Raw genomic sequence first — 25,866 nt, forward strand, 5'->3', positions numbered from 1 at the left:
GTAAAAACACATGAAAAAACGGCCGGCCTAGGCCAGCCGTTTTGGTAATCGTTAAATTAGATTGCAGCTAGGCGCGCGGTATCTTCTGCGATCACTAGTTCTTCGTTAGTTGACACAACCATTGCTGGTACACGGCTGTTGTCTGTAGTGATAACACCTTCGCCGCCGAAACGTGCTTTAAGGTTTTTCTCACCGTCAACTTCCACACCCAGAATAGCAAGGCGGTTCAGAACCATCTCACGAATCGGTGCAGAGTTTTCACCGATACCACCAGTGAATACAATCGCGTCCAGACGACCTTCTAGAGAGGCTGTGTAGCCAGCAACATACTTAGCCAGACGGTGACAGAACACGTCCATCGCACGAGTTGCTTCTTCTTTCTTGCCGTAGTTATCTTCAACGAAACGACAGTCAGAAGTCACTTGGGTCAGACCGAGAAGGCCAGACTCTTTAGTCAGCATGTTGTTGATTTTCTCAACAGAGTAACCCAGTGTGTCGTGCAGGTGGAAGATGATCGCAGGATCGATATCACCACAACGCGTACCCATTACCAGGCCTTCAAGCGGCGTCAGACCCATAGAGGTATCTACAGACTTACCGTTCTTGATTGCACAAACAGATGCGCCGTTACCCAGGTGGCAGTTGATGATGTTCAGTTCATCTTCAGGCTTGCCTAGGATCTCAGCTGTCTCACGCGTGATGAACAGGTGAGAAGTACCGTGCATGCCGTAACGACGGATAGCGTGGTCTGTGTATAGGTTGTACGGAAGTGCATATAGATACGCTTCTTCAGGCATTGTCTGGTGGAAAGCAGTATCGAATACAGCCACGTTTTTCAGTGCTGGGAATGCTTTCTGAGCCGCTTTAATACCGATGATGTGAGCCGGGTTGTGAAGAGGTGCAAGTGCTGCACAATCTTCGATACCTTTAACTACCGCTTCGTCGATAAGTACAGACTGAGTGAACTTCTCGCCACCGTGAACCACACGGTGACCGATAGCGGCCAGGTTATCTGCCAGCTCTGGCTTAGACGCAATAATGGTATCGACCATGAATGCTAGAGCTTCTTCGTGCGCAGCACCGTCGCCTAGTTGTGCTTCGTGCTTGCCATCAAGTTTCCACTTGATACGAGCTTCTGGAAGGTGCAGACATTCTGCAAGACCTGTCAGGTGCTCATCACCTGAAACAGCGTCAACAATTGCGAACTTAAGAGAAGAGCTACCGCAGTTAAGAACTAGAACCAGCTTAGACATGAGTGACTACCTATAATCTGTCTGAAAGTTGATATTCAAATTGAATAAAAAAAGTACCCATGGAGTAGACGACAATGTATTTAGTCGACCTAATCTGGGTCAAATTCGTTTTGTCCGTATAATAGAGAATTGAGTAACCCGCAATTCTGGGTCATCCTTGAGAGTGCCATGGGTTGCCAGAATGATAAATACAGGCAACAATTACTTTAAGGCGCGCTAAGGATAGCGATTGTTATGCAATATAACAAAAAGATTTTTAGAAAAATTTAATTTGAATCAACTTTATTGTCTCTAAATTTGAATTTTTACAGTTTTTTTTGATGGTTGGTGTTTTATGAGTCAAGAAACGATCTGGCAGAATTTTCAAAACGGTCAGCAATATATGGCAACATGGCCGATACGCAAAGAGCTCGCTTTGATGTTCCCTGAGCCGCGATATATTAAAGCAACAAAATTTGCGACCCGTGTGATGCCGGCTATTGCAGTGATGAGTGTGCTAAGCCAAATGGCATTCAACAACTATGATGCATTGCCTCAGGCGATTGTCGTGGCCTTTTTTGCGCTGAGTATGCCGCTTCAGGGGTTATGGTGGTTAGGCAAGCGAAGTCGCACTGTACTTCCACCGTCATTAGCAACTTGGTATCGCGAAATTTACGAAAAGATAAAAAATGAAGGATATGCGATGCAGCCATTGAAAAAGCAGCCTCGCTATTTGGAACTGGCTGAAGTACTGAACCGGGCATTTCAGCAACTGGACAAGACGTCGTTAGAGCGGTGGTTTTAGTTAAGAGCTGTCCTATGGACCTGAGGTTCTAGGGATAAGACGTTGCGAGTAACTCGATTCGAGTAACGAGATACTCGTCACTCGAATCCGCCTCTCGATACTCGTTAGCTCAACAGCAAACTATCATCTGCCAGTTCTTCGCCCCGTACTTTGCTGAACATTTCCAGCAGATGCTTCACGTCCATCTGGTCCCGTTCATGGCCATCAACATCTAACACGATTTCGCCCTGATGGAGCATGACAGTGCGATCGCCATAGGCCAGCGCATCTTTCATTGAGTGAGTGACCATCATGACTGTCAGATCGAACTCTTCAACCACTTTTTTAGTCAGCGAAAGAACGAATGCCGCCATACGCGGATCCAGTGCCGCAGTATGCTCATCAAGCAGTAACAGTTTACTGTCAGCAAGGGTGGCCATTACCAGACTTACCGCCTGACGCTGACCTCCCGATAGCAGACCAATACTGTCGCCCAGGCGATCTTCCAGCCCTAAGCCTAAGATACTGATCCGTTCTTGAAACAGCTTTCGACGATGGGAAGAAAGTGCCATTTTCCAGCTGCGCTGACTGCCTCGCTTATAGGCCAGCGCCATATTTTCTTCAATTGTCAGTGAGGCACAGGTGCCTGCAAGGGGATCCTGAAAAACACGGGCGGCATACTGAGCGCGCTCATGCACAGACTTGTCGGTGACATCGATATTATCGATCAATACCTGCCCGCCGCTCATCGGGGTTTCACCGCTCACCGCACCGAGTAAGGTTGATTTACCCGCACCGTTTGAACCGATCACGGTGACAAACTGTTTTTCCGGGACAGTTAAGCCGACGCCTCGCAGGGCCTGGTTCTCTAAAATAGTGCCTTCATTGAAGGTAACGCGGATATCATTTAATTCAATCATCTTTAGCTTTACCACCTAGGCCAGTTTTTTTGCCGCAATGACGCGTTTCTTTTTACGGTGAAAGCTGCTTTTCATACGCGGGGCAATCAGCGCGGCAGCGACCAGTACTGCAGTGATCAGATTAAGGTCTGATGCTTGCAGGCCGAACATGCCAGAGCTTAATGCAAAGGCAACAGCCAGACGGTAAAGAACCGAACCCACGATAACAGCAACAACAGCGACCCAGATTTTTCGGCCGGGGATCAGCGTCTGACCCAGAATAACCGCCGCTAAGCCGACAACAATTGTACCGACACCGGAAGTGACATCCGCAAAGCTGTTGGTTTGAGCAAACAAGGCTCCAGAGAAGCCGACAAATCCGTTAGAAAGGGCTAAGCCAAGGTAAGTGTACAGTGCCGTATTTCCCCCTTGGGCATTGACCATGCGGCTATTCACCCCCGTTGCCCGCAGACCTAAACCAAAGTCACTGGCGAGCAGACGGATAATGAACCAGGCGCTTAAGCCGACGAGCAGGGCAACAACCAGTAAGCGGATCAGATCTGAGTCTAACCCGTTGTTCATGGCGAAGGTTTCGAATGGCGTCAGAATAGTCTCTTCACCCAGCAGGGCAAGATTGGGACGTCCCATAATACGGATGTTGATCGAGAAGGCGGCAATCATGGTCAGGATACTGGCGAGCAGATGTAAAATATTACAACGGATCGCCAGGAAGCCCGTTACCAGGCCACACATTCCACCGGCAATTATCGCCAGTAAGGTGGCTAACCAAGGGTTGATCCCCGCAACAATAGCGGTTGCCGCAACAGCGGCACCCATGGGAAAACTGCCATCGACAGTCAGATCGGGAAAATCTAATACCCGGAAGGTCAGGTAAACCCCAAGGGCAACCAAGCCATAGACTAAACCTATTTCCAGCGTACCGATGAAGGCAAAGAAAGACATCAAAAACACTCCTTGTCTTTAGAGAGATAGAGGCAAGTACCGAGAGGCGAGTGACTGGAAATATCTCGCTTCTCGTTACTCGCAACCTAATATTTACTTCTCTATTGTCGTAGCACGCTCTAATACCGAAGCCGGGAAAGTAATGCCCAATTGATCAGCCACTTTTTGGTTAAGTGCCAGATCTGAGCCTTTGGCGACTTTAACGGGCAGATCTGCGACTAGGGTTCCTTTTAAAAGGGCATCGACATAATCAGCCGTTTGCACGCCAACCTGGTAATAATCGAATCCCAAAGCGGCTAGTGCGCCGTTGGCAATGTAAGTGGTTGATGCACCAATGATGGGCTTTTTAGCCTGATTAGCCGCGTTGACTAAGCCATCAATGGCACTTGCCACCGTGTTGTCGGTTGGGGCATAGATAACATCCGCTTTTGAAGCGACGATTTGTGCGGCAGACTGAACATCGGCACTTTTAAGCGCGGTGCCTTCAACAACGGTCAGCCCTTTGGCATCAGCCGCTGCGCGTAGCAGTTCAACAAGTGCCACCGCATTGGCTTCACCGGGATTGAAGACAACCCCGATACTTTTCAGATCCGGGATAAGTTCTTGCATTAAATCGACATGCTGGGCGACAGGAGAAAGATCCGATAAACCGGTTACGTTACGACCGGGTTTATCCATGTTCCTGACCAGCTTAGCGCCGAGGGGATCGGTTACGGCGGTAAACACGACAGGAATTGTGCGGGTAGATGCTGCCAGAGCCTGCGCTGTTGGTGTCGCAATACCCACAAGTACATCGGGGCGCTCCCCCACAAATTGTTTGGCAATCTGTACGGCAATGGCGGGGTTACCTTGCGCGGTCTGGTAGGTGAATTCCAAGTTTGTTCCTTCAATATACCCTTTTGCCTTCAGGCCATCTAACAGGCCCTGACGAGCCGCATCAAGCGCCGGATGTTCAACAATTTGTGATACGGCGACTTTAGCCATACCGGCCAGTGCTGATGCTGATAATACCAGTGATGCTGTGACACACGCTGCGGTAAGCAGTTTCTTTCCCTTCATTGCGAGCTCCTTGCTTCTATTTATTCAGATCATGGCGAAATCATTTGTGCATGTTGTTGGTGTCTTTGTCTTGCCCGATGCCATGTTGTCCCTGTCAGAATATTGTTTTATCGCAAAGGGAAAAGAAAGAACATCTAATTTTTAACAAAATAGAAACAAGAGACATGCCATATATAGGGTTTTTGTGTGTTTTGTTGATATATATAACCAAATACTTTTCTTGATTTAGTTTAAGTACTGGCTGGCGAGTGCGATTGTGGTTAATCATACTTATTTGGCATTTTGTTGATGTGTCGATCAGTACTGTGTCACGAGGTAATAGAATGCTTGTTCAGCTAAGGGTAAGGAACATAAGGTAGTTTAGATGTGATAGAGATACTAGCGGTCTCTCTCCCAAGAACCCCAGTACCAATGTTGATGGATGATGACCGGTTCAAAGTCCATGAAAAGAGGTATGTGCCTGGCCGCCGATGGGGTTCTGTTCTTCTCTTTTCTTTTCTTTTCGTTATACCAACCCCATTAGCTATTTATAACATTTCAAAGCGTTGTTTCTGCCATGGAGCCCTTTCATCGCAGCCATCATATTATCTTTATTGACGTAGTCTTCGGGTAACGGCATCACGCTGACGCGGTAATCTGGCGCTTGTGCGGAAAGACGGGATGTGTCAGTAACCGGTGTCACCATCACTATGTCCAAACCAGAGTTGCGGGCTTTGATACGAGCAGCCGTTCCCAAACCTTCTGCGACATGAAATCGGCCTGCCACATGAATGATCTGCCGACCCGGGTGCTGTGCCAGATAATTCACCATACTCTCTGCCATGGTATCGTCCCATGCGGTTTGTGCGGCAAACAGGTGCTGCGTTTTGGCTTCCTCGCCATGGTGCATCAAAGTCGTAAATTGGGTCTGGTACGCATCGGGTGTCAGGGTAAGCTGCTCGGCCACCCACTTCCGTTCATGTTGCGGCAGGCGATCGAGGTATGCTGCGCCATTCTGCCCGATACAACGGACGATGGATCTTGGTGCATTCGCTGCAATCACATCTAAATTATGCTGTTTGGCAAATTCAACCAGCGGGCGGTAATCGCTGATGTAATTTGGCCATGCATTAGCGTCTTTGATCAGGGTTTGCTCGCCAATTGTTCCTGCCAGATATTGATCCAGCACCGATTGATGATCTCGGGTGAATTGCTCCATCGACAGTGCGATATTTGGATTCTGGCGATAAAGTTGGGCCAAGAGTTGCGCTTGCATTAAATGCACGCCAGGGTGGCCATGCCATTCGCCGACTAAAATAATATCGGCACCTGTGATAGCCAGGCTGAGTTCGTCCAGGCTGAGCGGTGTGCCTTGGGCTGATGAGATTGAGTAATCATACATAGTCGGCGCGAGGGGGGATGCTGAGGTGGCGGTTGAAACGGGTTGACCGGCACAGCCCATAAGCAAACTTACCCATCCCAGAGAAAACCATTTTTTCATTATTTTACAGCCCCATAATGGTTCAGACTATGTCGGTATAATTGTAGACGGTACAGACAGGGCAATGAGATGAAACTGAGGCTTAATTTCATCTCTGTCTGGGCGTACTCTGTCTATATCATGCGGAGATCACTGACGGCGATAAACACGAAGTGCGAAATCGGCTTCGCAGCTGAACGTCGGTGAATCTGCCAGTTGCTGCCACACCTCGGTTGATGTTTTCCAGGCAAATGGCGTCATTTGCATCAGCGCGGTCGCTTCTTCACCGCTTAGCTGCATGTCATAGTGTAGTTGCTGATCAACAATAAGATCAAATCCTTCAATGACTTCCGGTGCCATATCATGTAAGCGAACGCCATCGTAAATCAGCTCTTTTAATTGGTATAAATGGCGTGCCGCAGGCGTGACGGTCACTAAAACCCCGCCTTTTTTCATGGTGCGCTGTAACTCTTCGGCCTTGCATGGAGCATAAATGCGGACAATTGCATCGAAATATTGCTCCGGATAAGGCAGGCGGTGGCTTGAGGCAACACAGAAGTGGCAGTTTTTATAGCGTTTTGCAGCATAGCGAACGGCGACTTTCGAGATATCCAGGCCATGAACGGCCAGCTCGGGATGACGGGTATTTAACCGGGTAAATTCAGATGTGTAGTAACCTTCACCGCAGCCAATATCCAGTATCTGCCCGGCATCTTCAGAAAGTTGTTCGTCCAGGTGACGAACGACTTCTTCGCGCAATGGCTTGTAATGGTCAGTGTTGAGGAACAAGCGGCGTGCCTGCATCATTTCCTGATTGTCACCTGGGTTCTTCGAACCTTTATGGTGAGCCGGCATGAGGTTCACATACCCTTCTTTGGCCTGATCAAACTGATGATTATTTTCACAGCGCCAATATTGAGAATGTTGAACAAGTGCGGAGTGACAAAGTGGACATTGGTAAGACATGGTGTAAGCCAGGCGATTAAGAGACGGCAGATATTGTAAACCCCTCGATATCGGCCTGCAAGTTGGCCCGGTTTGTTCCGGGCCAATTGCGATCAAATTGCTGAACAGTGAATCTCGGTTAAATCTTGTATTGATTCACCTCGTGGTTAAGCTCATCGGCGAGGTGGCGCAGAGCCTCTGCCTGCTGGTGGCCTGACTCGGTATCTTGTGCAATTTGGTTGGCAACCTGCTCTAGTGCTTCGGTATTGCGCGTGATTTCTTCAGTAACCAGGCTTTGTTCTTCTGCGGCGCTGGCGGTTTGAGTTGCCATATCGGTAATGCTGGAAACGGTATGGGTGATTTGTAGCAGGCTGTTGCAAGCCGTTTCTGATTCATTAACACTGACTTTAGCGATGCCCTGACTCTCCTCCATATACTTCACGGCAAGGCCTGTGGTGGATTGCAGTTCTTCAATCATGGACTGGATTTCTTGGGTTGAAGAGTGGGTACGCTGGCTTAGTACCCGAACTTCGTCGGCCACAACGGCAAATCCCCGACCTTGCTCGCCGGCGCGTGCCGCTTCAATGGCCGCATTCAACGCCAGTAGGTTAGTTTGCTCGGCAATGCTTCTGATAGTCGATAAAATGGCTGAAATATTCTGAGCTTGAAAGTTTAATTGATTGATTGTGGTACCCGTATTTTTGATTTCATTGGCTAAGTGGGTGATTGCTGATTGGCTCTTTAATACTTGCCGGTAACCTGCATCCGACATTTCACTAGCTTGATGCGTCTGACGGGCCGTGGCCTCAGCATTACTGGCAATACTTTGGGTGGCAGCAGCCATTTGATTGACGGCTGTTGCTACGCAACTAATCTGCTTATATTGCTCATGGACTTTTTGATTTTGTGCTTTGCTTAAGGCTGAGGTATTAGCCGCTTGTTCAGACAGGCTAACTGAAATCGTATTGGTATCACTCATCATAATTTGTAGTTTGCTGACAAAGTGATTAAATGCATCGGCTAACTGTCCAACCTCATCACGGCTTTCTACCGGTAAACGCACCGTTAAGTCACCATCACCATGGCTGATGTTTTTTAGCGCGTTCGTGAGCTGTACCAGCCCCTTCAGCATCATCTTGATTAGCAGTGTCACCATAAAAATGGCCATAAGGGTCAGGCCTGTCGCGATAATGGCTTGTTCTTTTAATAATGAGTGATAAGCGGAAAACGTCAGCTCTTCGTTCTGACTGATGGCTAAATACCATTCCGAGTTGTTCACTTTGGTCAGTGAGAGCAGGTGTTTTTGACCGTTTAACGTTACGTTTAACAGTTCATCATTCTGGGCTGCTTGCACAATGGCGGCAGGCGAAAGCTGGCTGTCCAGTTCTGATGCCGGAGAGAGAACAAGCTCGGGATCATCATGAGCGATGATGGTTCCGTCTTGATGGAGCAAGAAGACATGGCTGCTTACGTTGAGCTTAAATTGCTGCAGGGCATCGACTAAATAGTCGGTCGTGATGGCCGCGCCAACAACACCAGGAACACCGTCTATCGTGGTGGGCATCGATAAAATAAATTTCATAATGCCGGAGTTTTTACCGATAAGAGGCTTGGAAATGACCAGACGATTGGCGGTGATGGCGTTCTGGTACCAAGGGCGGATTCTGGCATCATAGCCTTGCTTGACCCGTGAGGGGAACGAACGAATATAATAGCCTTGTGCATCAGCATAATAGGCATCATCAAGTGCTAACGAGCGCTGTGCTTGCTGAAGGGCATCTAAGTGGCTTGCTTTATCAAGAGGTTTAGACAGGTTTTTAAGCGTATTGAGACGGTCATCCATCCATACGCTCAGGTTGAGTGCGGCCACGCGGGATACATTATCCATCATGGCGCGGGCTTCTTCAGTGGTGTGATTTTTTAAGGTGCTGGCTGCCTGCAGCGACAATGTGGTCGTTACGGTCAGCACGATTAAGATAAGTAACAGTGATAATTTTGCGTTAAGCGTAAGCTCTCTGAATTTCATCAGAAGACATTCCTCATGATCGTAACATATCGAGTGTTTTTTATACTCATTTGAAACGTGGCTTTGATTACTGGCTGGACAGATAAATATTGGTTGTTTTTATCTTTTTGTAGCCAGCGATAGATGATGGTGAATGGTAACAATTAATTTGGCGGGTACTGAGAAGGCTATCGAATACTGTCTCTTTGATTTATGTATTTATGAGGCAAAAAGGGCCAAAAAAGGTTAAATAACATATAGTCGGAGTGGGGTTAGGCCTCAAGGGAATTAATATGCCTGAATAGTATCAGGCGTATTAATGGTTTGAAGGTGGGATAAATCGCTGGATCTTAATTCACTTTGTAATTGTTTTTGTCTAAGTCGTATTTTCTCATCCTGAGATAGAGTTTTTTGCGCTGAATTTTTAGATATTCTGACACATCGTTGATGCGCCCGGCGTACAAATAGAGCGCATCCTCGATTAATTGTTTTTCATACTGTTCAACCAGGTCATCTAATGGGCTGGTCATTTGTTCTATCGGCTGAGTACGATCGGCGTTAGAGAGCTTTACCATCCCTATCGCATAGAGCTCGGCAACACTTTTTAACTCTCTAATATTCCCCGGCCATTGATGGCGCTTCAGTGTGTCTAAATACGCTTTATCCACTTTAGGCCGTTGCTTGCCTAATAAGGCGCAGCTTTTTTTTAGAAAATGGCGAAACAGTGGAATGACATCTTCTTTACGCTGGCGCAATGGCGGGATAGCAAAGCGGACTTGGCTTAAAAAATAGAACAACTCTGGCAGCAGGCGGTGTTCTTTTAATTCGTTTTCCGGACACTCGCCAAATATCGCGATCAGCTTCACCGAACGTTTCCCCGAACGTTCTTGATTCAATAAAAAGTGACTGAGAAAGCGTTGCACTTCTGCTGGCATGGAGCCTGGGTCTTGTAATATCAAGCTACCTTTTTCTGCTTCTTCTAATGTACATTCCAGTGCTTTAACCGATTGAATAGAATTACCATTTCTAACCACCAACGGCTGTGAACTACGTGGGCTGTGCTCATGTAACAGGGTGGCGGTGGTATATCGTCCGGTTCCGCTTTCGCCTTGAATCAGCGCATCTTTGTCTGCGCTGGCCAACAGTTTAATGTGGTTGCGCAGCTCTTCAATTTCAGTACTGGTACCGAGAAGTTGTTCAGGGAGGCTGTTTTCGATGATTTGCCACTGCTCGACGAGATTTTTCCGCTCTGCAATGACTTTTTCCAGTAAGTTAAGCAATTTTTTGGGTTTTAAAGGCTTTTCTAAGTAATTGACAGCCCCTTTCTGCATTGCTTCAACAGCCATCGAAATATCACCATGTCCGGTGATGGTGATGATAGGAAGATGTGGACTGATCGCCTTTACCTTGTCAATCAATTCCATGCCACTCATGGTGGGCATATAGATATCAGTCAGGATCACGCCTGACCAATTCGGATGGATCTCTTTGAGAGCCATGCGCGGATCTTGGAAGGCACGTGTTTTATAACCTGCAAGTTGCAATAAATGCTGGCATGAGTTCAGCACGTGCTGATCATCATCGATAAGTACAACTTGAATATCATTACTGAGCATCATTTATAGGGAACTCCAAAACAATCATAGCACCGCCGTTTAGTGTCGAGGCCAGTTGAATCGAGCCGTTCATCCGGATCATAATCGAACGGCAAATATTCAACCCAAGCCCTAACCCTACTTCCTTGGTGGTGGTAAACGGGGTAAATAGTGTATTTATAATGTCTTTGTCAAAGCCTTGCCCGTTATCACAACAGGCGATGGTTAGGTGTTGATCTGAACGTCCTAGCTCGATGATATCGACGTGGCCATGTACGTTGACTAAAGGTGCGAGGGCATCGCAGCTATTGACCAGTAAGTTCACAAGAACCTGTTCAATTTGAATCGGTTCACCAATGCCGGTACTCGATGGTGTAAGCTGATTATTGAACTGAATGTTATGTTGTTTGGCCCGATAGGCGACGATATCAATGGCATTCTGCGTCGCTTGATACAGATTAACGACACTGTTCAGTTTAGATGTTGTGGTTTTTTTTGAAAAGTTACGCAGGTTGGCAATGATGTGATCCATGCGTTCACAGATCTCATTCATTTTCGCCAGTGTGTCGTTCAGATCGGGATATTGGGTCTCGTTGTAAGTCATCTGTACAGTAAAAATGTATGTCGACAACGCAGAAAGCGGCTGATTTAATTCATGTGCCAGTGTTGTCATGGCCTGACCAACGACAGCCATTTTGGCCGATTGGATCAGTTCATCTTGTGCCGTGACAAGATTGGCCTCAGCGCGTTTTCTCTCTTCAATTTCATCGTGCAGCGCAGCGTTGGTGGCTGATAATGACTGTGTCTTTTCTTCGACTTTATGTTCTAGCCAGCGGGCAATATTTTCTTGTTCGGTAATATCGGTCAGGGTAATAATGACCTTAGGTATCTTATTTTGTTGAAAAACCCTCAGATCCAGACGGAAGTAGCGTGTCTGACGATATTCATCATTCATCGCCATGGTTAAACAGTAAGCACCTTCTCTGAGCAGTGTACTCTGTGAAGTGAATATTGATTTCAACTGCTGGTGCTTTTGTGGTTCGAATAAATCCCAAATCGTTTCTGATTTGACGTGTGGTGACGTGAGCAGGGGGAAAATTTCTTTGGCCTGATAGTTGACCGATTCAATCATCCCGTCTGTCGTGCAGGTGATGATACTTGCCTGGGTGTTGTTGATCAGGTTCAGGGCATTGGTTTTTTCGATTTCCTGTCGTTGCAGGCAGAAATTACGCAGGTTGCTACCGAGTTTGCCGATCTCGTCATCGCCTGTGACCGAAACCGGCAGTTCGACTTCACCCGTTACAACGGCACTCAGTGCCAGGCTCAGATCATGTAACCGGCCAACAATACGTTTGCGGACAAAATAGGTACAGATAAACGCACTACACAATAAGGCGCAGAGCAGAACAATAAAGAGAACGTGATTACCGGTCCTGACGGTTGTTTTTGCCTCGAGTTTAATACCTTGTAGCTCTCGACTTGCCTGATTGACCAGTTTATTTATTTGCTCTTGCTGAAAGTTTAGCCGGGTTTTAATCGTCTGTTTTTGATTGTCGGTCTGGAGATTGATCGCGACAATATTCTGAAGAAGCTGATGAAGCTTGCTGTCAGGCTGAACAATGGCAATCAGTTCAAGTAGTAACTGGTGGTGAGTAATGCTGGTAGCGTTATGTAGCAAAGCATCACTCAGTGATTTAATTTCCTTGGTTTTGTATCCAATAAATTGGAAAGCACTGCTGAGGTTACGCTGCTGATGGTGACGGGTGACCTCTTGAACCAGAGAAATTAGTTCATTTTCGTTAACGGTTAGTTGTTGTAACGCTGAAAAATCACTATAGAGCGAGGTTTGGGTTGTTGAGTTTAAACTTGCTGTGCGTGAATTGGTAATTTGCCATTCTAACTCCTGGTTCAACGGTGTCAGTTCATCAACGATATCCTGATGAAGCCATAAGATAGTTTCAGAGGTTTTATTCAGCTTCAGCTTCAGATCGATCTTAGTTTCCTGCAGTGTGGTGTAGAGCTGAATATCATTGGCCAGCTGGCGATATTCTTGCCTCAAGGTGTTGACCAGCGGCAGGGACGTTAAGGTAATCGTCGCACGGTTGAGATCTGCCATTTCGTTCTCAAGCCTGACTTTGAGCTGGTTCAGTCTTAGCTGGTTGTTCGTTGTGTACACTTCATTCAGATATGCCTGTAGTTCTGCGCTGCTGCGTTCCAGTTGATAGCTGGCTTTCAGTGCCGGGATATTTTCATCAACCATCAGATCAACCTGACTTTCCAAGGTTTTCCAAGTGGTAAAGGCAACAATGCTGACTAAGCAAACCATCAGTAGAATGCAAGTAAAGGCAGCGACAAGGCGTGAGCCAATCGTAGTGAATTTGAACAACACGGTAACTTACTCTTGGTTTATTTGATTGAGCAGATGATTTGCTTGCTGCAAATTTTGCTTAAGGGCTTCTTTCCACCGCTGAATTTCAGCGGCAACAACCGGATCTCTGCCGCGCTTTGCACCGTCACGATGAAATTGTGCCAAGTAAACAGGGGATCTGGATTGTTCTTCGGTAACGGGAACCTTAGCGGCATACTGTTTTGCCTGTAACAGTTTATTGTGAGCCTCAGCAGGCATATTATTTGTAGCCTCTAATTGATGGATGGAGGCCCAGGTACTATTAAGTTGATGTAGTTGCTCTGTAATTGCTTGATCAAAGAGCAGGGAAATGAGCGCATCTCGGCGATGTAACAGTTGTTTATTTAAAATAAAAGATGTGCTTTCTGCTAATTGTGGCTGATTAAGAGAATATTTAGCCATAGATGATTTTTCCAGTGCACGCTGGCCGGAGTCCGAAAGTAAAAAATCAACGAAATTTTTAGCATTTGAAATCGAATGACTTTTCTTCGCGATACCCACATAAGCCGGCATCAGAATAGAGTTGGGCAGATAATTAAAGTCGATGTAATTAAATACTTTTTTGCTGTTTATAGCATAACTGTCTATTACCGGAGCGGCGCCAATTAATCCTTTTGAAATAGCCTCGCTGACACCGAAACTTCGTGAGGAAATAAAGGCGATATTCCCCCCGATCTGCATGAGCAATTCCCAGCCATCTTTCCAGCCATAATGCTGAAGTATGTTTTCAACCATCAGACTTGTTGTGCCAGACCGAGAAGGGGTACTCATGGTGATATGGTGAAAGTACATTGCATTTGTTAAATCTTCCCATGATTTCGGCGTCGGTAAATGATGGCTGGCCAGATATTGCCGATTAGCCATCAGACCAAACCCAGAATAGCCGAATGCGGTTGTTTCACCTGAAATATCAATAACATGAGGTGATAGCCAGCTCGGAACCTGATGCGGTGAGTTAATGGCATAGAGCTGCTTGTTGGTTGAAAGGTGATTAAATAGCACAGGAGATGATGAGATGATGATATCAATATTCTGAGCATCATCTTTTGCTAACAGTCGTAAGGCCGAGCGGGTACGCCTGAATATGACACGTACTTCAGTATTCGGGAACAGTTGCCGGTATTGTTCGACTTGTTGAGAAATTGTGTACTCGGAAAAGGTTGTAAGTATCACGATTGGTTTACTTTCAGTGGCAAAAACATTCCCCGTAACCAATAAGAATATTAACAGTGTCGTGAGTGTTCTAATAATCTTCATCTTGGCCATGATGGTCGCTTTTAAATAATACATAGTGAAAATAGACCCTAAATTTAGCGTTTTGTGCGCCCTATCAAAATTACGGGAATAAGAGAATATTATTTAGAAAAGGGCATGGTCCATTCTTGGGACATTCTCAAGTCCGTTGTGAATCATTATCTTTGATATAACCAGACTTCTCCAGTTTAAATGTCCTTTTGTTGTCCGACGTTAAATTAATTTTGGGAAAGATTGATCCCAAAACCGCCTCCTTGCCGGATATGAATAACGGCCTATTATCCATCTCAAAGCACGACAGCTTGATTATTTTACATTACAAATAACAGTATATGCATGGAGATTAATATGTTTGATTTTTTTAAAACCAGACCGGATAAACCGGTTATGGAAGGAAGCCCTGATAAAATTCAGTCCGTTTTTAAACGCCACCAATGGTCTGTATTTTTAGGTTTAGTTTTTGGCTATGCCGTTTTCTACGTGGTACGTATGAGTTTGGGCGTTGTGAAAAAGCCGATGCTGGATGCGGAAATTGTGACCAAAGCAGAGCTGGGTATTATGGGTTCGGCTTTCTTTTTCACTTATGCAATTGGTAAGTTCTCGAATGGCTTTATGTCCGATTATGCCAACATCGGTCGGTTTATGTCATTTTCTCTCATACTGTCTGGCTTTACAGCCGTCGCGATGGGGATGAATACCACCGCATTTTTCTTTATCCTTTTATGGGGATTAAACGGCTGGTTCCAATCTGTAGGCTCGGCGCCTTCATGCGTTTCCCTCTTCCAGTGGTTCTCTCCCAAGCAGCGAGGCAGCCGTTACTCGATTTGGGGCGGCTCTCGTAATATCGGTGAAGGTATTACCTGGATTCTGACCGCGACCATGGTGAGCTACTTCGGTTGGCGTGCAGGCTTCATTGGTGCCGGTATTGCTGCGGTGATTGCTGGGCTATGCATGTTCTTCGTTCTGCGTGACCGCCCACAGACTTATGGTCTGCCTGATGCGGCAACTGCGTTTGGTGAAGAGCCTGAATTTAAAAAAGGCAATGATCCGAAAGAAACCCGCCGCGCTCAACTGTTCATTTTGAAGCAACCTACGGTGTGGCTGATTGCACTGGCATGTGCGGCGATGTACACCTCACGATATGCAATCTCTTCTTGGGCGGTGTTATATCTGCAGGAAGTCAAAGGCTATAGCCTGATTGATGCTGGTTTTGCAATGTCAGCTTACCCGATTGCCGGTCTTGTCGGTGCGGTTCTATCAGGAATTGTGTCAGACAAAATCTTTAACGCGAACCGCCATATTCCAACGTTGTTATATGGAATAGCCAACGTGATCGGGATGTTCTTACTATTCTTTGCTCCACCAAGCCGAATGATGGATGCTGCAGCCTTGACACTGATTGGCTTTGCAATTGGTGGTCTGGTTGTCTTCCTGGCTGGCCTGACAGCATGTGATCTTATGCCTAAAAACGCAGTGGGTGCGGTGAAAGGCTTCATCGGTCTGTTCTCGTACATGGCAGCATCGGCGCAGGAGCTGATTTCATCAAACCTTATCACGGTAACTGAAGTAGTGAATGAGGCCGGTGAAACGATGAAAGTGTATGACTTTGGTGCTGCACAGTATTTCTGGATTGGTGCATCAATTGTATCGCTATTCTTAGCCTTAACGGTTTGGAATGCCAAGAAGGTAACCATGATTGATGAACCTGGCGAGCCTGCTCTAGCGAAATAGTAGTTGTGAAATAAATGATTTTAAGTAGCGGCGTGATGCCGCTACTTGTCTAATTACGTATTCTCTAAGGTAATACCTATGTGCAAAACCAAAATTGTTGCCACGCTAGGCCCCGCCAGTAATGATCCGCAAACGATTGAAAAATTAATTTTAGCGGGTGTGAACGTCGTTCGTTTGAATTTCTCTCATGGTACCGCTGAAGAGCATATTGCCCGCGCTGAATTAGTTCGGGCAATTGCTTTGCGGTTAGGGCGCCATATTGGGGTATTAGCTGATCTGCAAGGGCCTAAAATTCGCATTGCTGCTTTTCGTGATGGCAAGGTGATGCTTGAAAAAGATCAGACATTTACCCTTGATGTAAACATGGCCTCAGATGCCGGCACAAAAAACAGCGTCGGTTTGGACTTTCCCCAATTAGTCAACGACGTGCAGCAAGGCGACATTCTACTGCTGGATGACGGACGTATTCGTCTGAAAATAACGGGCATTGATGGCGGGAAAGTTCACACCACAGTGTTAAATGCTGGGGTGCTGTCTAATCGAAAAGGGATCAATCTGCTTGGTGGTGGCCTTTCGGCACCTGCGCTTACCGATAAGGATAAGCAGGATATCATCACTGCAGCGGCTCTTGATGCCGATTATATCGCCGTTTCCTTTCCTCGTAATTCAGCTGATTTACATGAAGCTCGCCAGTTGGTTAAAGCGGCTGGCTGTCATGCCGCAATCGTGGCAAAAGTGGAACGGGCTGAAGTGGTGGCCTCAGTGAAAGCAATGGATGATGTTATTTTAGCGTCTGATGTGATTATGGTTGCACGGGGGGACCTGGGCGTTGAAATCGGTGATGTCAATTTACCTCTGATACAAAAGCGGTTGATTGAGCGGGCGCGTTATCATGGCCGTCCGGTGATCACGGCGACTCAAATGCTGGAGTCGATGATTGAGAATCCGATGCCAACGCGAGCTGAGGTATTGGATGTTGCCAATGCGGTGCTTGATGGGACGGATGCCGTAATGTTATCGGCCGAATCTGCCGCGGGTAAATACCCGGTTGAAGCCGTTGCTTATATGGCTGATATTGCAAGTAGCGCAGAAGAGCGTATCAGCGAAGCCAGTGACAATTGGCAAAACTTACTGAATCTATGCTCAGAGCCGCGAAAAAGCATGGCGTTAGCGGCCATGCTGTCGGTATCAAACTCAACCCAAAAATCAGGTGTGGCCATTATTACCGAGCAGGGTGACACACCCCGCTTAATGTCTCGCTGGCAGGGCAAGCAGCAGATTTGGGCACTGTCTCATGACCCTCGTGTTTTACGTCAATTGGCATTATTGCGAGGTGTTACGCCGGTTTATTTCGAGCATGCCGGAAAGTCAGGGCTAGTGCTGGCAGAAGAGGTGAAATCTGTTCTCTATTATGCCGAGATGTTAAACGATATTGATTCGCTGATCTTAACGCAATTTGAATCACTCGAAAATGTTGGGGATACCGATATTTGTCGATTCATTAAATTAACGAAGACGGCGGAGCCAGTAGCCGCTTAATCTGATTTCTTGCCGGTAGATCGGTGTGTTGTTTAGTGGTGATACTTCGCGCTCCACCGAAGTGATCACTGTTGGCTTTGACTGGCGTTATTGATCGATTATTTTCGCTCGCCTTACTTTGCAAAAAGTGGCGAGCGTTTTTTTTCGCCGTTAATTCGATGGCCGGACTTTAAACTCGGCTTTATCCAAGTCATGTTTTTTCATTCTTAAGTACAGTTTCTTGCGTGGTATCTGCAGGTAAGAAGACACTTCATTGATACGTCCGGTAAAGAGGTACAATGCATCTTCGATGAGTTGTTTTTCATAGTCATCGACCAGGTCATCTAACGGACTGCTCATCTGTTCTAATGGCTTAGAGCGCTCTTGTCCGGTCAGCTTGACAATACCAATAGCATACAGTTCTGCGACGTTTTTCAGTTCCAGTACATTCCCTTTCCATTCATGACGGTTAAGGGTGTTGATGTAGGCTTTATCAACAGCAGGAATCGCCTTATTGAGCTTTTGGCAGCTCAGCTTCAAGAACTGTCGGAATAACGGTGTAATATCGCAGTTGCGTTGCCGTAGGGGCGGCAAAGAAAAGCGTACCTGGCTCAAGAAGTAGAACAGTTCAGGTAACATTTTTTCATTTTCTACCACCTTTTCCGCCTCGCCTTCGACAATGGCTAACACCCTCACTTCCTTTTTGCACTGGCGTTCTTGCTCCAACAAGAAACGACATAACCACTGTTGTGCTTCAATTGGCATGTCCTGCGGATTGTTGAGACACAAACAGCCACTACGGGCGGAAATCATGCTCCGTTGCAGATCCGGGGTACAAGTAATGGCTGAACCATTGATGTTGATATAAGGTCCCTGATGAATAATGCTATTTTTATGCAGCAGTTTGGCAACAGTATGACGACCGGTGCCGGTTTCCCCTTCAATCAGCACATCTTTGGTTGTGAGTGCGATTTGTGTTACCTGCTCACGAATTTTAACGATTAACGGACTGTCACCATTTAATTGTTTTGATGAAGTATGGTGGATGGTTCTACGCTGATTAACGACCTGTTTACGCTGAGGCAGGAACCGTTCTAATAACGCCAGAAGATCCGCTGGCTGTAGTGGCTTTTGTAAAAAATCGATTGCCCCTTTTTTTACCGCATCGACCGCCATCGGGATATCACCGTGGCCTGTGATCATGATAACGGGCAACTCTTCATCCAGGCTTTTAATTTTATCCAGTAATTCTATGCCGTTCAGACCAGGCATATACATATCGGTAACGACGACCCCCGGCCAGTTTTTATCTAGCATCCCCAAAACCTGGGTCGGATCTGTCGTGGTTTGTGCTTTATAGCCAGAGACTTCAAGCAAATGTTGATAAGCATCTACAACATCCTGATCATCGTCAACAATCAGTACTTCAATATCATCATTCATTATCATCATTATTTAACTCCAATACGACCATAGCTCCACCGTGAAGGTTTGAAGCCAGGAAAATCTCGCCCCCTAAACGGGTCATAATTGAACGACAAATACTTAACCCCAGGCCAAGCCCGACGTCTTTCGTTGTAGTAAAAGGAATAAAAAGTTTCTTGATGCTCTCGGCAGCAAAACCCTCCCCGGTGTCACTGACCATCATACGCAGAGGGCTACCGATAGTGTCAAGCGTACTTATCGTGATGTCTCGCCGTTCGCTTGCAGCGACAGCATCGCAACTATTCACCATTAAATTGACCAGAACCTGCTCTAGCTGCACTTGATCGGCTAGCGCATAGAGCGCTGTATCAACCTCATTGATAATGGTTGTTTTTTGAACTTTCGCCCGGCTTTCAACAATCAGCATGGCTTGATGTATTGATTCATGGATATTAACGCGTATCAGCGGGTTGCTCGCTGATTGTTTGCGAGCGAAATTACGTAAGCTGGAAATAATATTGCCCATTCGTACGGTAAGGTGCTCTATCTTGTCCAGACTCGTTGCCAGCCGATCGTGATTTTGCTTTTTAATTGCCACTTTAGTCGCAAAAACATGGGTTGAGATGGCTGAAAGAGGTTGGTTTAATTCATGTGCGAGCGATGTCATGGCTTGGCCGACTACCGCCATTTTTGCCGCTTGAATGAGATCATCTTGTGTTGCGCGTAAGTCATCTTCAACCCGCTTACGATCATCCACCTCTGCCCTCAACTGTCGGTTACTGTTGGTCAGAGACTGTGTTTTTTCCCGTACCATATTTTCTAACCAGCGAGCGGCATTTTCCTGCTCGGTGATATCTGTCATCGTGATGATAACCTTATCGCTATTTCCTTGTTTAAATAAACGAAAATCAAGCCTCAGGTACAGTGTTTTTTCTTGGTAGTTCTGTTTTAGGGTGAGGTTACAGGCCCCTTTTTCCACTAGCGGGCTGCCATCAGCAAAAAGGTACTTAAGCCTTTGCTGCATGTTTTCATTAAAGAAATCCCAAATGGTTATATCGGCCATGGCGGTATCGTAGCTAAACAGCTTTAAGGCGCTGGGATTTACGGATTCCACAACACCGTTTAAATTGCAGGTGATGATGCAGGCTTGCGTGTTGTTGATCAGGTTCAGGGCATTACTTTGCTGCATTTCCTGCATCTGGCGACAGAAATAACGGAGGTTATCACCGAGCAAACCGATTTCATCATCGCCAGTAACCTGAATATTGGCATTCAAATTACCTTTGGTAACTGAATCAAGATCCTGACTTAGTAGGTTCAGGCGTTTTACAATTCCCCTGCCAACCAAGTGGATTGACAGCATAATGGATAATAATATCGACAGAGACACGAAGCCAAGCATCATCGCACGGCTAAATATGATGGATTGTCTGGTTTCATCATTTAATTGCTGCAGTGAGGTATCGGCTTGTTCCACCATGTTCTGGATCCGACCTTCCTGATCTTGCAGCCGGGTCTGGATACGTTTTTCATGCCGGCTGATATCTATATGCAACTGTACATTTTTTTTAAGCCGCTTTTCAAGTACACCGCCAGGTTCAACTAACCCAATAAATTCTTGCAGTAATTGCCGGTATGAAATCGTTGAGGGGTAGTGATGCAGTTTTTGACTCATTGTTCTGATTTCATTGGTTTTGTAACCAATAAAATAGAACGCATTACTGAGATCACGGTGTTGGTGTTGCTGAATGATTTCCAGAACCAATTGGTGCAGCTTATTTTCATTAATGGTGATCGATTGGATCAGCGAAAACTCGGTCATGACATCAGCCATGACGTCACTGTTAACGGCATTGGGTAGCATCCGCGTTAATTGCCATTCCACCTCCTGACGGAGCGGGGTCAGTTCATCGACCAAATCCTGATGGAGCCATCTGATGGTGTTTTCGGTCTGTGTTAGCGAGTACAGGTGCGTGTTACGCTGGTTAAGTAAGTCAGCGAAAACAGCGATATCTTGTACCAAGATTTCATGCTGAGTCTTTATCGATGGGTAAGAATTGAGGCCGACGGTGTCAGTGATCGCATTGGTGATCTGTTCCAGCTTAATGTTGATCTTCAGCTTCAGATCGTTATGCGTGACGGGGTCGGTATTGTGGCTGAGCCGATGGAGGCTGGCCTGCAGGCCAGCGGTGTTTCTTTCTAGCTGATAACTTGCCTTGAGAGTGGGCATATTTTTGTCAACGATAGTCTTAATCTGGTTATCGATGGCTTCCCAGTTGACCAGGGAAATTAAGCTTACGCTGATGGTGAGAAAAGCCATAAAGGCAATCGCGGCAATCAGGCGATATCCAATTGTTTTCCTGCGAAGCATCATTTGCTCCCTTCGCGCTCAGCAATGATTTTCTGGCTGAGGGCGATTGATTGCATAAGTTGACTACTCATAATACCGCGCCAGGCATTAATGCGCCTTGCAGTTTGCACATGTGTACGGGATAGCGACAGTTCATGATGGCTATCGCTATTGGCCTGAGTTTCAGTAACCGGTGGAGTCGAAGCAAGGCGGATCGCTAAATTGAATTGGCGGCGTTGTTCGTCTGTCAGGTTTTGCGCCGTGTTGAGCTTGTGGATCAGCTGCCAAGCCTGGTTCAATAAGACTAATTGGTGACTGACTGTTTGTTCAAATAGTTGTTTTACCAGTACTTCCCGGTGACGAGTCAGGGTCATATCCAGTGGTTGGAGTGCATAAGGTTGTACCGTTTTTTGCTTTAAGCCATATTTGTGCAGCGAACTCGTCGGCAATTTTTCCTGCACCTCATCAGAGAGCAAATAATTAATTAATGCCAGGCTGTGCTTGGAGTGATGGGTATTGTTGACGGCTGCGATATAACTCGGGATCTTCGGACTGTGGTTCTGGTAATTGAACCCTATAAAAGGGAACTGTTTCTGGCTTTCGTAGGCGAAGCTGTCAATGACGGGACCAATACCGGCCAGGCCGCGAGAAATGGCATCGCTTACCCCAAAACTGCGGGCAGAAATCGAAGCTAAGTTACCACCAATTTGTAAGAGAAGTTTCCAGCCTTTTTTCCAGCCATGGCGTTGCAGAATGTTTTCAACCATTAGATGCGTGGTGTCAGATCGGTATGGGCTACTCATGATCACATGCCGAAAATATTGGGGGTGGGTCAGACTTTCCCAACGGGCCGGGATATCAAGATTATGTTTGGCTAGGTAATCATAATTCCACATTAGGCCATAGCCCGAGTAACCGAAGCTAACAATGTTATCTGACTGACTCTGCCTAAATGGGTCGATGAGTTGTGAGTGAGCGATATTGGCATTCAGCTCAATTAGCTTGTTTTGTTCAATCAAAGGTTGGAGTAAAGATTGCGAGGATGAAATCACAATATCAATACTAGGACTGTTTTTTTCCAGTAAGCGAACACCGGATTCTACCCGGCGGTGAAGAACATTGATCTTTGCTTCTGGGTATTGCTGCTGAAATTCCAGAAGTATCGGCGTAATGGATGATTCTGTAAATGTTGTCAGAATAATTAAATGATTCGTTGGTGCAGCAATGCAACCTGGTGAAATAATTAGCAATAACAGAAGCAATCGAATCATGGTAGTGAATACTATCCTTTTTATTGATAGGTTTTATATACAAGGTTAGTTTGCGAGATTATACCTAAATAACGGCGCTTATTTTCAATCTTCTAAGATGTTGGTGGTTTTTATCGGTCGAATGATTTGGATGTGTCATTACTGACTCATTATCGGGGTGAGGGTACGTATTTATAACGGTAACCGATACAACAAAATATTGACCGGTGAGGGAGGGATTTAAGTGTTTTGGTTTCGTTCTATTGCCACTAGGTGTTTGTTTGTAGACAAAAAAACCGGAGGATGGACTCCGGTTTTTTAAATGTATACAGAAGAATATTATGTCCAAATACTGCTAGATAAAAATATCACTAGGCATTCAGAATTTGTTGGATCTCAGTAGCGGATAAATGGTATTGGCGGGGACAGTTGCGCCAAGTTTGCAGCATACGCTGATATTTTTCTAGCAATGGTACCTGGCTGTTGAACTGGTGCTCAGATTTATCAAACTGAGGATACAGACCTTCTTCATCGGTTAAGAACCGGACATAGTGAACCAGTTGTGATTCCGTGGCGGCATCAAAGCCCAGAAACTGCAGACGGCGAGGTTCAACCAGTTGCTGGTTGGCCTCATCGAGCATTTTGTACGATTCCTGCAGCGCGTGATGCATTTCCATGAAGTCAATAACATTGCGGCAGTCTTCTTCGGGAAGGCAGCCGAAGTCTTTGTTCAGTTCGCGCATTTGCAGGCCATAACCGCGCTCAACAATGGTCTGAAGCCGGCGATATTTTTCTGCGTTTTCAGGGCTCATCTGAGACATCAGAGAATACTGGTTAGAAAGAATAAGACGTTGAGCGTTTGTCATTTCCATAATAGAAGGCCTTAATATTGTTATATTCTGAAGTTGAGATTATCAGGTTAAGTTTAAAAAATATTGATCTGACGACGTGTGGTCGCTGATTTTTCACTAAATAAAACCGAGTGATGAAAGCTTAAGCAGTAAGTGATTATATTGTTGATTCACAAGGCTTTTAACCATTATTTTTATAAGGGTACTGCATCATTTTTCCCTTCTACAATCGTAGTGTAGGTAATGGATCGGGGGGAAGGCAATAGAGGCGGAATGACAAATTTACAGCGGGCAGGCCAAAGAAAGAGCCACTGAGTGTAGCCCTTTAGCGTTTGATGACAGGAGGCGTTCTGTGCCTTACTGGCTTTAAGACGGTTAGCTTAAGCCAATAATATTACCATTGTCGTCAAGATCTAACGCCATATAGGCCGGCTTTTCAGGTAAGCCAGGCATAGTCATGACATTGCCGCATAAAGCATAAACAAATCCCGCTCCCGCACAGAGTTTCAGTTCACGGACCGGCAGAAGGAAATCTTTCGGGGCACCTTTCACGCTGGGATCATGGGTGATTGATAAGGGGGTTTTTGCCAGGCAGACCGCTAAATTATCATGGCCCTGAGCTTTCAGCTCTGCCAGTTGTTGTTTGGCTCGTTCAGATAATTCAATCCCCCGGCTGCCATATCCCACCTCGGCGACCGTCATCAGTTTCTCTTCTAAAGTCTGTGACAGGCGGTAAAGTGGTTTAAAGTCAGCCGGTGTTTCACAGGCTGTCACCACGGCTTGAGCCAGTGCAATGGCCCCGTCACCGCCTTTACCGAAAGCTTCGCTGATCGCCACATCCACATAAGTACCAAAGTCCTGGTCGTTAACCATCGCTTTTAGCTGTGCAAGTTCGGCATCACTGTCTTGCGGGAAGCGGTTAATGGCAACAACAACCGGTAAGCCGTATTTGGCGGCATTATGGATGTGCCATTTGAGGTTCTCAAAACCCGCGTGGAGTGCTTTTTCATCCGCGGCGAAAATCGCGTCGGGCAGTGGCTGACCCGGACGTAAATCATACAGCCCTGAGTTGGCTTTTAAGCCGCGCAGTGTGGCAACCATGACCGCACAATCAGGGCCGCGATCGGCTTGTTGCGCTTTGATGTTACAGGCTTTCTCTAACCCCATATCAGAGCCAAAACCGGCTTCGGTAACGGTGAATTCACTTAATTTCAGCGCGATACGATCGGCAATGATGGATGAGTTGCCATGGGCAATATTGGCGAATGGTCCGGCATGAATAAGGGTCGGCACACCTTCCAGCGTCTGCATCAGTGTCGGCTCAATAGCTTCGCACAGAGTGACGGCCATGGCACCCGCAACGTGAAGATCGTCGGCAGTGATTGCCTGGCCATCAATATTATAAGCCAGTACGATGCGGCCGATTCGCGCACGCATATCGGCAAGATCTCTGGATAAGGCCAGAATTGCCATTAGCTCCGAAGCGGCAGAAATGTCAAAACCGTCTTCGCGTTCCAAGCCATTAATGGTTTTTCCCGGTTCATTTAGCCCCACGGTGATCTTGCGCAGCGCGCGGTCATTATGATCCATGACTCGCTTCCAGACGATACGGTTAATATCGATACGCAGCGGTGTCAGCTCGGTTCGCCGGGAAAATTGCTCATAACCATGGCGTTCTTCATGGTACAGGCGGGCATCAATTGCTGCCGCCGCAAGGTTATGGGCGGCGGTGACTGCATGAATATCACCGGTCAAATGCAGGTTTAGCTTTTCCATCGGGGCGACCTGGCTGTAGCCTCCGCCGGCCGCGCCGCCTTTCACGCCAAAGACCGGTCCCATAGAAGGCTGGCGAATACAGGCAATGACTTTTTTCCCCACTTTGGCTAGCCCTTGAGATAAGCCAATGGTAGTTACCGTCTTACCTTCACCGAGTGGCGTCGGGGTGATGGCTGTCACTAGCACCAACTTCCCCTCAGGTTTATCAGCCAGACGTTTAAGAATCGAAGGCTTAACCTTGGCTTTCAAGGAGCCTTGCAGGGTCAGATCTTCAGCTTTTATCCCTGTAACTTCGGCAATCTGGTCGATAGGAGTGAGTAGGGTGTCGCGGCAAATTTGAATGTCGCTTTTCATATGGGCTCA

General features: G+C 46.5%; 18 protein-coding genes. 3 read left to right on the plus strand and 15 right to left on the minus strand.

The genetic code is table 11. The annotated features are described in order from the left end of the window. Positions 1-56: 56 nt before the first annotated feature. A complete protein-coding gene (locus tag R3289_RS18535; protein WP_318927288.1) occupies positions 57-1,253 on the minus strand; it encodes an acetate kinase in 1,197 nt (398 codons plus the stop codon). Between the two features lie 334 nt (positions 1,254-1,587). Here R3289_RS18535 and yfbV point away from each other — a divergent pair, with 334 nt between their 5' ends. Then, positions 1,588-2,037, plus strand: a complete 450-nt coding sequence (gene yfbV, locus R3289_RS18540) for a terminus macrodomain insulation protein YfbV (protein WP_318927289.1) — start codon at positions 1,588-1,590, stop codon at positions 2,035-2,037. A 104-nt stretch (positions 2,038-2,141) separates the two neighbouring features. On the opposite strand, the gene R3289_RS18545 is transcribed toward yfbV, so the two are convergent. From R3289_RS18545 to R3289_RS18585, 9 genes are all read right to left on the minus strand, one after another. Beyond that, a complete protein-coding gene (locus R3289_RS18545; RefSeq protein WP_318927291.1) occupies positions 2,142-2,936 on the minus strand; it encodes an ABC transporter ATP-binding protein in 795 nt (264 codons plus the stop codon). 15 nt (positions 2,937-2,951) lie between these two features. Then, a complete protein-coding gene (locus R3289_RS18550) occupies positions 2,952-3,878 on the minus strand; it encodes an ABC transporter permease subunit (RefSeq protein ID WP_318927293.1) in 927 nt (308 codons plus the stop codon). A 93-nt stretch (positions 3,879-3,971) separates the two neighbouring features. Further along, a complete protein-coding gene (locus R3289_RS18555) occupies positions 3,972-4,937 on the minus strand; it encodes an ABC transporter substrate-binding protein (RefSeq protein WP_318927295.1) in 966 nt (321 codons plus the stop codon). 523 nt (positions 4,938-5,460) lie between these two features. Then, entirely contained in the window at positions 5,461-6,417 is a 957-nt protein-coding gene (locus R3289_RS18560; protein WP_318927297.1) for a ChaN family lipoprotein, read from the minus strand. Between the two features lie 129 nt (positions 6,418-6,546). Then, entirely contained in the window at positions 6,547-7,362 is an 816-nt protein-coding gene (gene rlmA, locus R3289_RS18565) for a 23S rRNA (guanine(745)-N(1))-methyltransferase (RefSeq protein ID WP_318927298.1), read from the minus strand. A gap of 118 nt (positions 7,363-7,480) precedes the next feature. Further along, a complete protein-coding gene (locus R3289_RS18570) occupies positions 7,481-9,367 on the minus strand; it encodes a methyl-accepting chemotaxis protein (protein WP_318927299.1) in 1,887 nt (628 codons plus the stop codon). 329 nt (positions 9,368-9,696) lie between these two features. Further along, complete coding sequence (locus tag R3289_RS18575) at positions 9,697-10,965, minus strand: sigma-54 dependent transcriptional regulator (protein WP_318927301.1); 1,269 nt, start codon at positions 10,963-10,965, stop codon at positions 9,697-9,699. Then, complete coding sequence (locus R3289_RS18580) at positions 10,952-13,330, minus strand: ATP-binding protein (protein WP_318927302.1); 2,379 nt, start codon at positions 13,328-13,330, stop codon at positions 10,952-10,954. Before R3289_RS18580 ends, R3289_RS18575 begins: the two co-directional genes overlap by 14 nt. A gap of 6 nt (positions 13,331-13,336) precedes the next feature. Then, positions 13,337-14,638 carry an ABC transporter substrate-binding protein gene (locus R3289_RS18585; protein WP_318927304.1) on the minus strand — a complete coding sequence of 434 codons (1,302 nt, stop codon included), beginning with the start codon at positions 14,636-14,638 and terminating at the stop codon, positions 13,337-13,339. Between the two features lie 312 nt (positions 14,639-14,950). Between R3289_RS18585 and R3289_RS18590 the strand changes: the two genes are divergently transcribed. Beyond that, a complete protein-coding gene (locus R3289_RS18590; RefSeq protein WP_318927305.1) occupies positions 14,951-16,333 on the plus strand; it encodes an MFS transporter in 1,383 nt (460 codons plus the stop codon). 78 nt (positions 16,334-16,411) lie between these two features. Further along, complete coding sequence (gene pyk, locus R3289_RS18595; protein ID WP_318927306.1) at positions 16,412-17,872, plus strand: pyruvate kinase; 1,461 nt, start codon at positions 16,412-16,414, stop codon at positions 17,870-17,872. A gap of 150 nt (positions 17,873-18,022) precedes the next feature. Here the strand turns inward: pyk and R3289_RS18600 are convergent, their stop codons facing one another. The 5 genes from R3289_RS18600 to R3289_RS18620 form a co-directional block, all read right to left on the minus strand. Further along, on the minus strand, positions 18,023-19,300 hold the full coding sequence (locus tag R3289_RS18600; RefSeq protein WP_318927355.1) for a sigma-54 dependent transcriptional regulator: 1,278 nt from the start codon (positions 19,298-19,300) through the stop codon (positions 18,023-18,025). Further along, positions 19,287-21,647 carry an ATP-binding protein gene (locus R3289_RS18605; RefSeq protein WP_318927308.1) on the minus strand — a complete coding sequence of 787 codons (2,361 nt, stop codon included), beginning with the start codon at positions 21,645-21,647 and terminating at the stop codon, positions 19,287-19,289. The genes R3289_RS18600 and R3289_RS18605 overlap by 14 nt, the downstream gene beginning before the upstream one ends. Then, positions 21,647-22,897 (minus strand): ABC transporter substrate-binding protein, encoded by a 1,251-nt coding sequence (locus R3289_RS18610; RefSeq protein ID WP_318927309.1) that lies wholly within the window; start codon positions 22,895-22,897, stop codon positions 21,647-21,649. Before R3289_RS18610 ends, R3289_RS18605 begins: the two co-directional genes overlap by 1 nt. Before the next feature lie 350 nt (positions 22,898-23,247). Beyond that, positions 23,248-23,748 carry a YfbU family protein gene (locus R3289_RS18615; RefSeq protein WP_318927312.1) on the minus strand — a complete coding sequence of 167 codons (501 nt, stop codon included), beginning with the start codon at positions 23,746-23,748 and terminating at the stop codon, positions 23,248-23,250. 354 nt (positions 23,749-24,102) lie between these two features. Then, positions 24,103-25,857 (minus strand): formate--tetrahydrofolate ligase, encoded by a 1,755-nt coding sequence (locus R3289_RS18620; RefSeq protein WP_318927314.1) that lies wholly within the window; start codon positions 25,855-25,857, stop codon positions 24,103-24,105. Between the last annotated feature and the right edge of the window lie 9 nt (positions 25,858-25,866).

The organism is Photobacterium sp., assembly GCF_033720175.1.
Taxonomy (GTDB): domain Bacteria; phylum Pseudomonadota; class Gammaproteobacteria; order Enterobacterales; family Vibrionaceae; genus Photobacterium.

Coding starts and splice junctions, on each gene's coding strand:
- R3289_RS18535 (WP_318927288.1), bottom strand. CDS start 1,253: ATGTCTAAGCTGGTTCTAGTTCTTAACTGCGGTAGCTCTTCTCTTAAG.
- yfbV (WP_318927289.1), top strand. CDS start 1,588: ATGAGTCAAGAAACGATCTGGCAGAATTTTCAAAACGGTCAGCAATAT.
- R3289_RS18545 (WP_318927291.1), bottom strand. CDS start 2,936: ATGATTGAATTAAATGATATCCGCGTTACCTTCAATGAAGGCACTATT.
- R3289_RS18550 (WP_318927293.1), bottom strand. CDS start 3,878: ATGTCTTTCTTTGCCTTCATCGGTACGCTGGAAATAGGTTTAGTCTAT.
- R3289_RS18555 (WP_318927295.1), bottom strand. CDS start 4,937: ATGAAGGGAAAGAAACTGCTTACCGCAGCGTGTGTCACAGCATCACTG.
- R3289_RS18560 (WP_318927297.1), bottom strand. CDS start 6,417: ATGAAAAAATGGTTTTCTCTGGGATGGGTAAGTTTGCTTATGGGCTGT.
- rlmA (WP_318927298.1), bottom strand. CDS start 7,362: ATGTCTTACCAATGTCCACTTTGTCACTCCGCACTTGTTCAACATTCT.
- R3289_RS18570 (WP_318927299.1), bottom strand. CDS start 9,367: ATGAAATTCAGAGAGCTTACGCTTAACGCAAAATTATCACTGTTACTT.
- R3289_RS18575 (WP_318927301.1), bottom strand. CDS start 10,965: ATGATGCTCAGTAATGATATTCAAGTTGTACTTATCGATGATGATCAG.
- R3289_RS18585 (WP_318927304.1), bottom strand. CDS start 14,638: ATGTATTATTTAAAAGCGACCATCATGGCCAAGATGAAGATTATTAGA.
- R3289_RS18590 (WP_318927305.1), top strand. CDS start 14,951: ATGTTTGATTTTTTTAAAACCAGACCGGATAAACCGGTTATGGAAGGA.
- pyk (WP_318927306.1), top strand. CDS start 16,412: ATGTGCAAAACCAAAATTGTTGCCACGCTAGGCCCCGCCAGTAATGAT.
- R3289_RS18600 (WP_318927355.1), bottom strand. CDS start 19,300: ATGATAATGAATGATGATATTGAAGTACTGATTGTTGACGATGATCAG.
- R3289_RS18605 (WP_318927308.1), bottom strand. CDS start 21,647: ATGCTTCGCAGGAAAACAATTGGATATCGCCTGATTGCCGCGATTGCC.
- R3289_RS18610 (WP_318927309.1), bottom strand. CDS start 22,897: ATGATTCGATTGCTTCTGTTATTGCTAATTATTTCACCAGGTTGCATT.
- R3289_RS18615 (WP_318927312.1), bottom strand. CDS start 23,748: ATGGAAATGACAAACGCTCAACGTCTTATTCTTTCTAACCAGTATTCT.
- R3289_RS18620 (WP_318927314.1), bottom strand. CDS start 25,857: ATGAAAAGCGACATTCAAATTTGCCGCGACACCCTACTCACTCCTATC.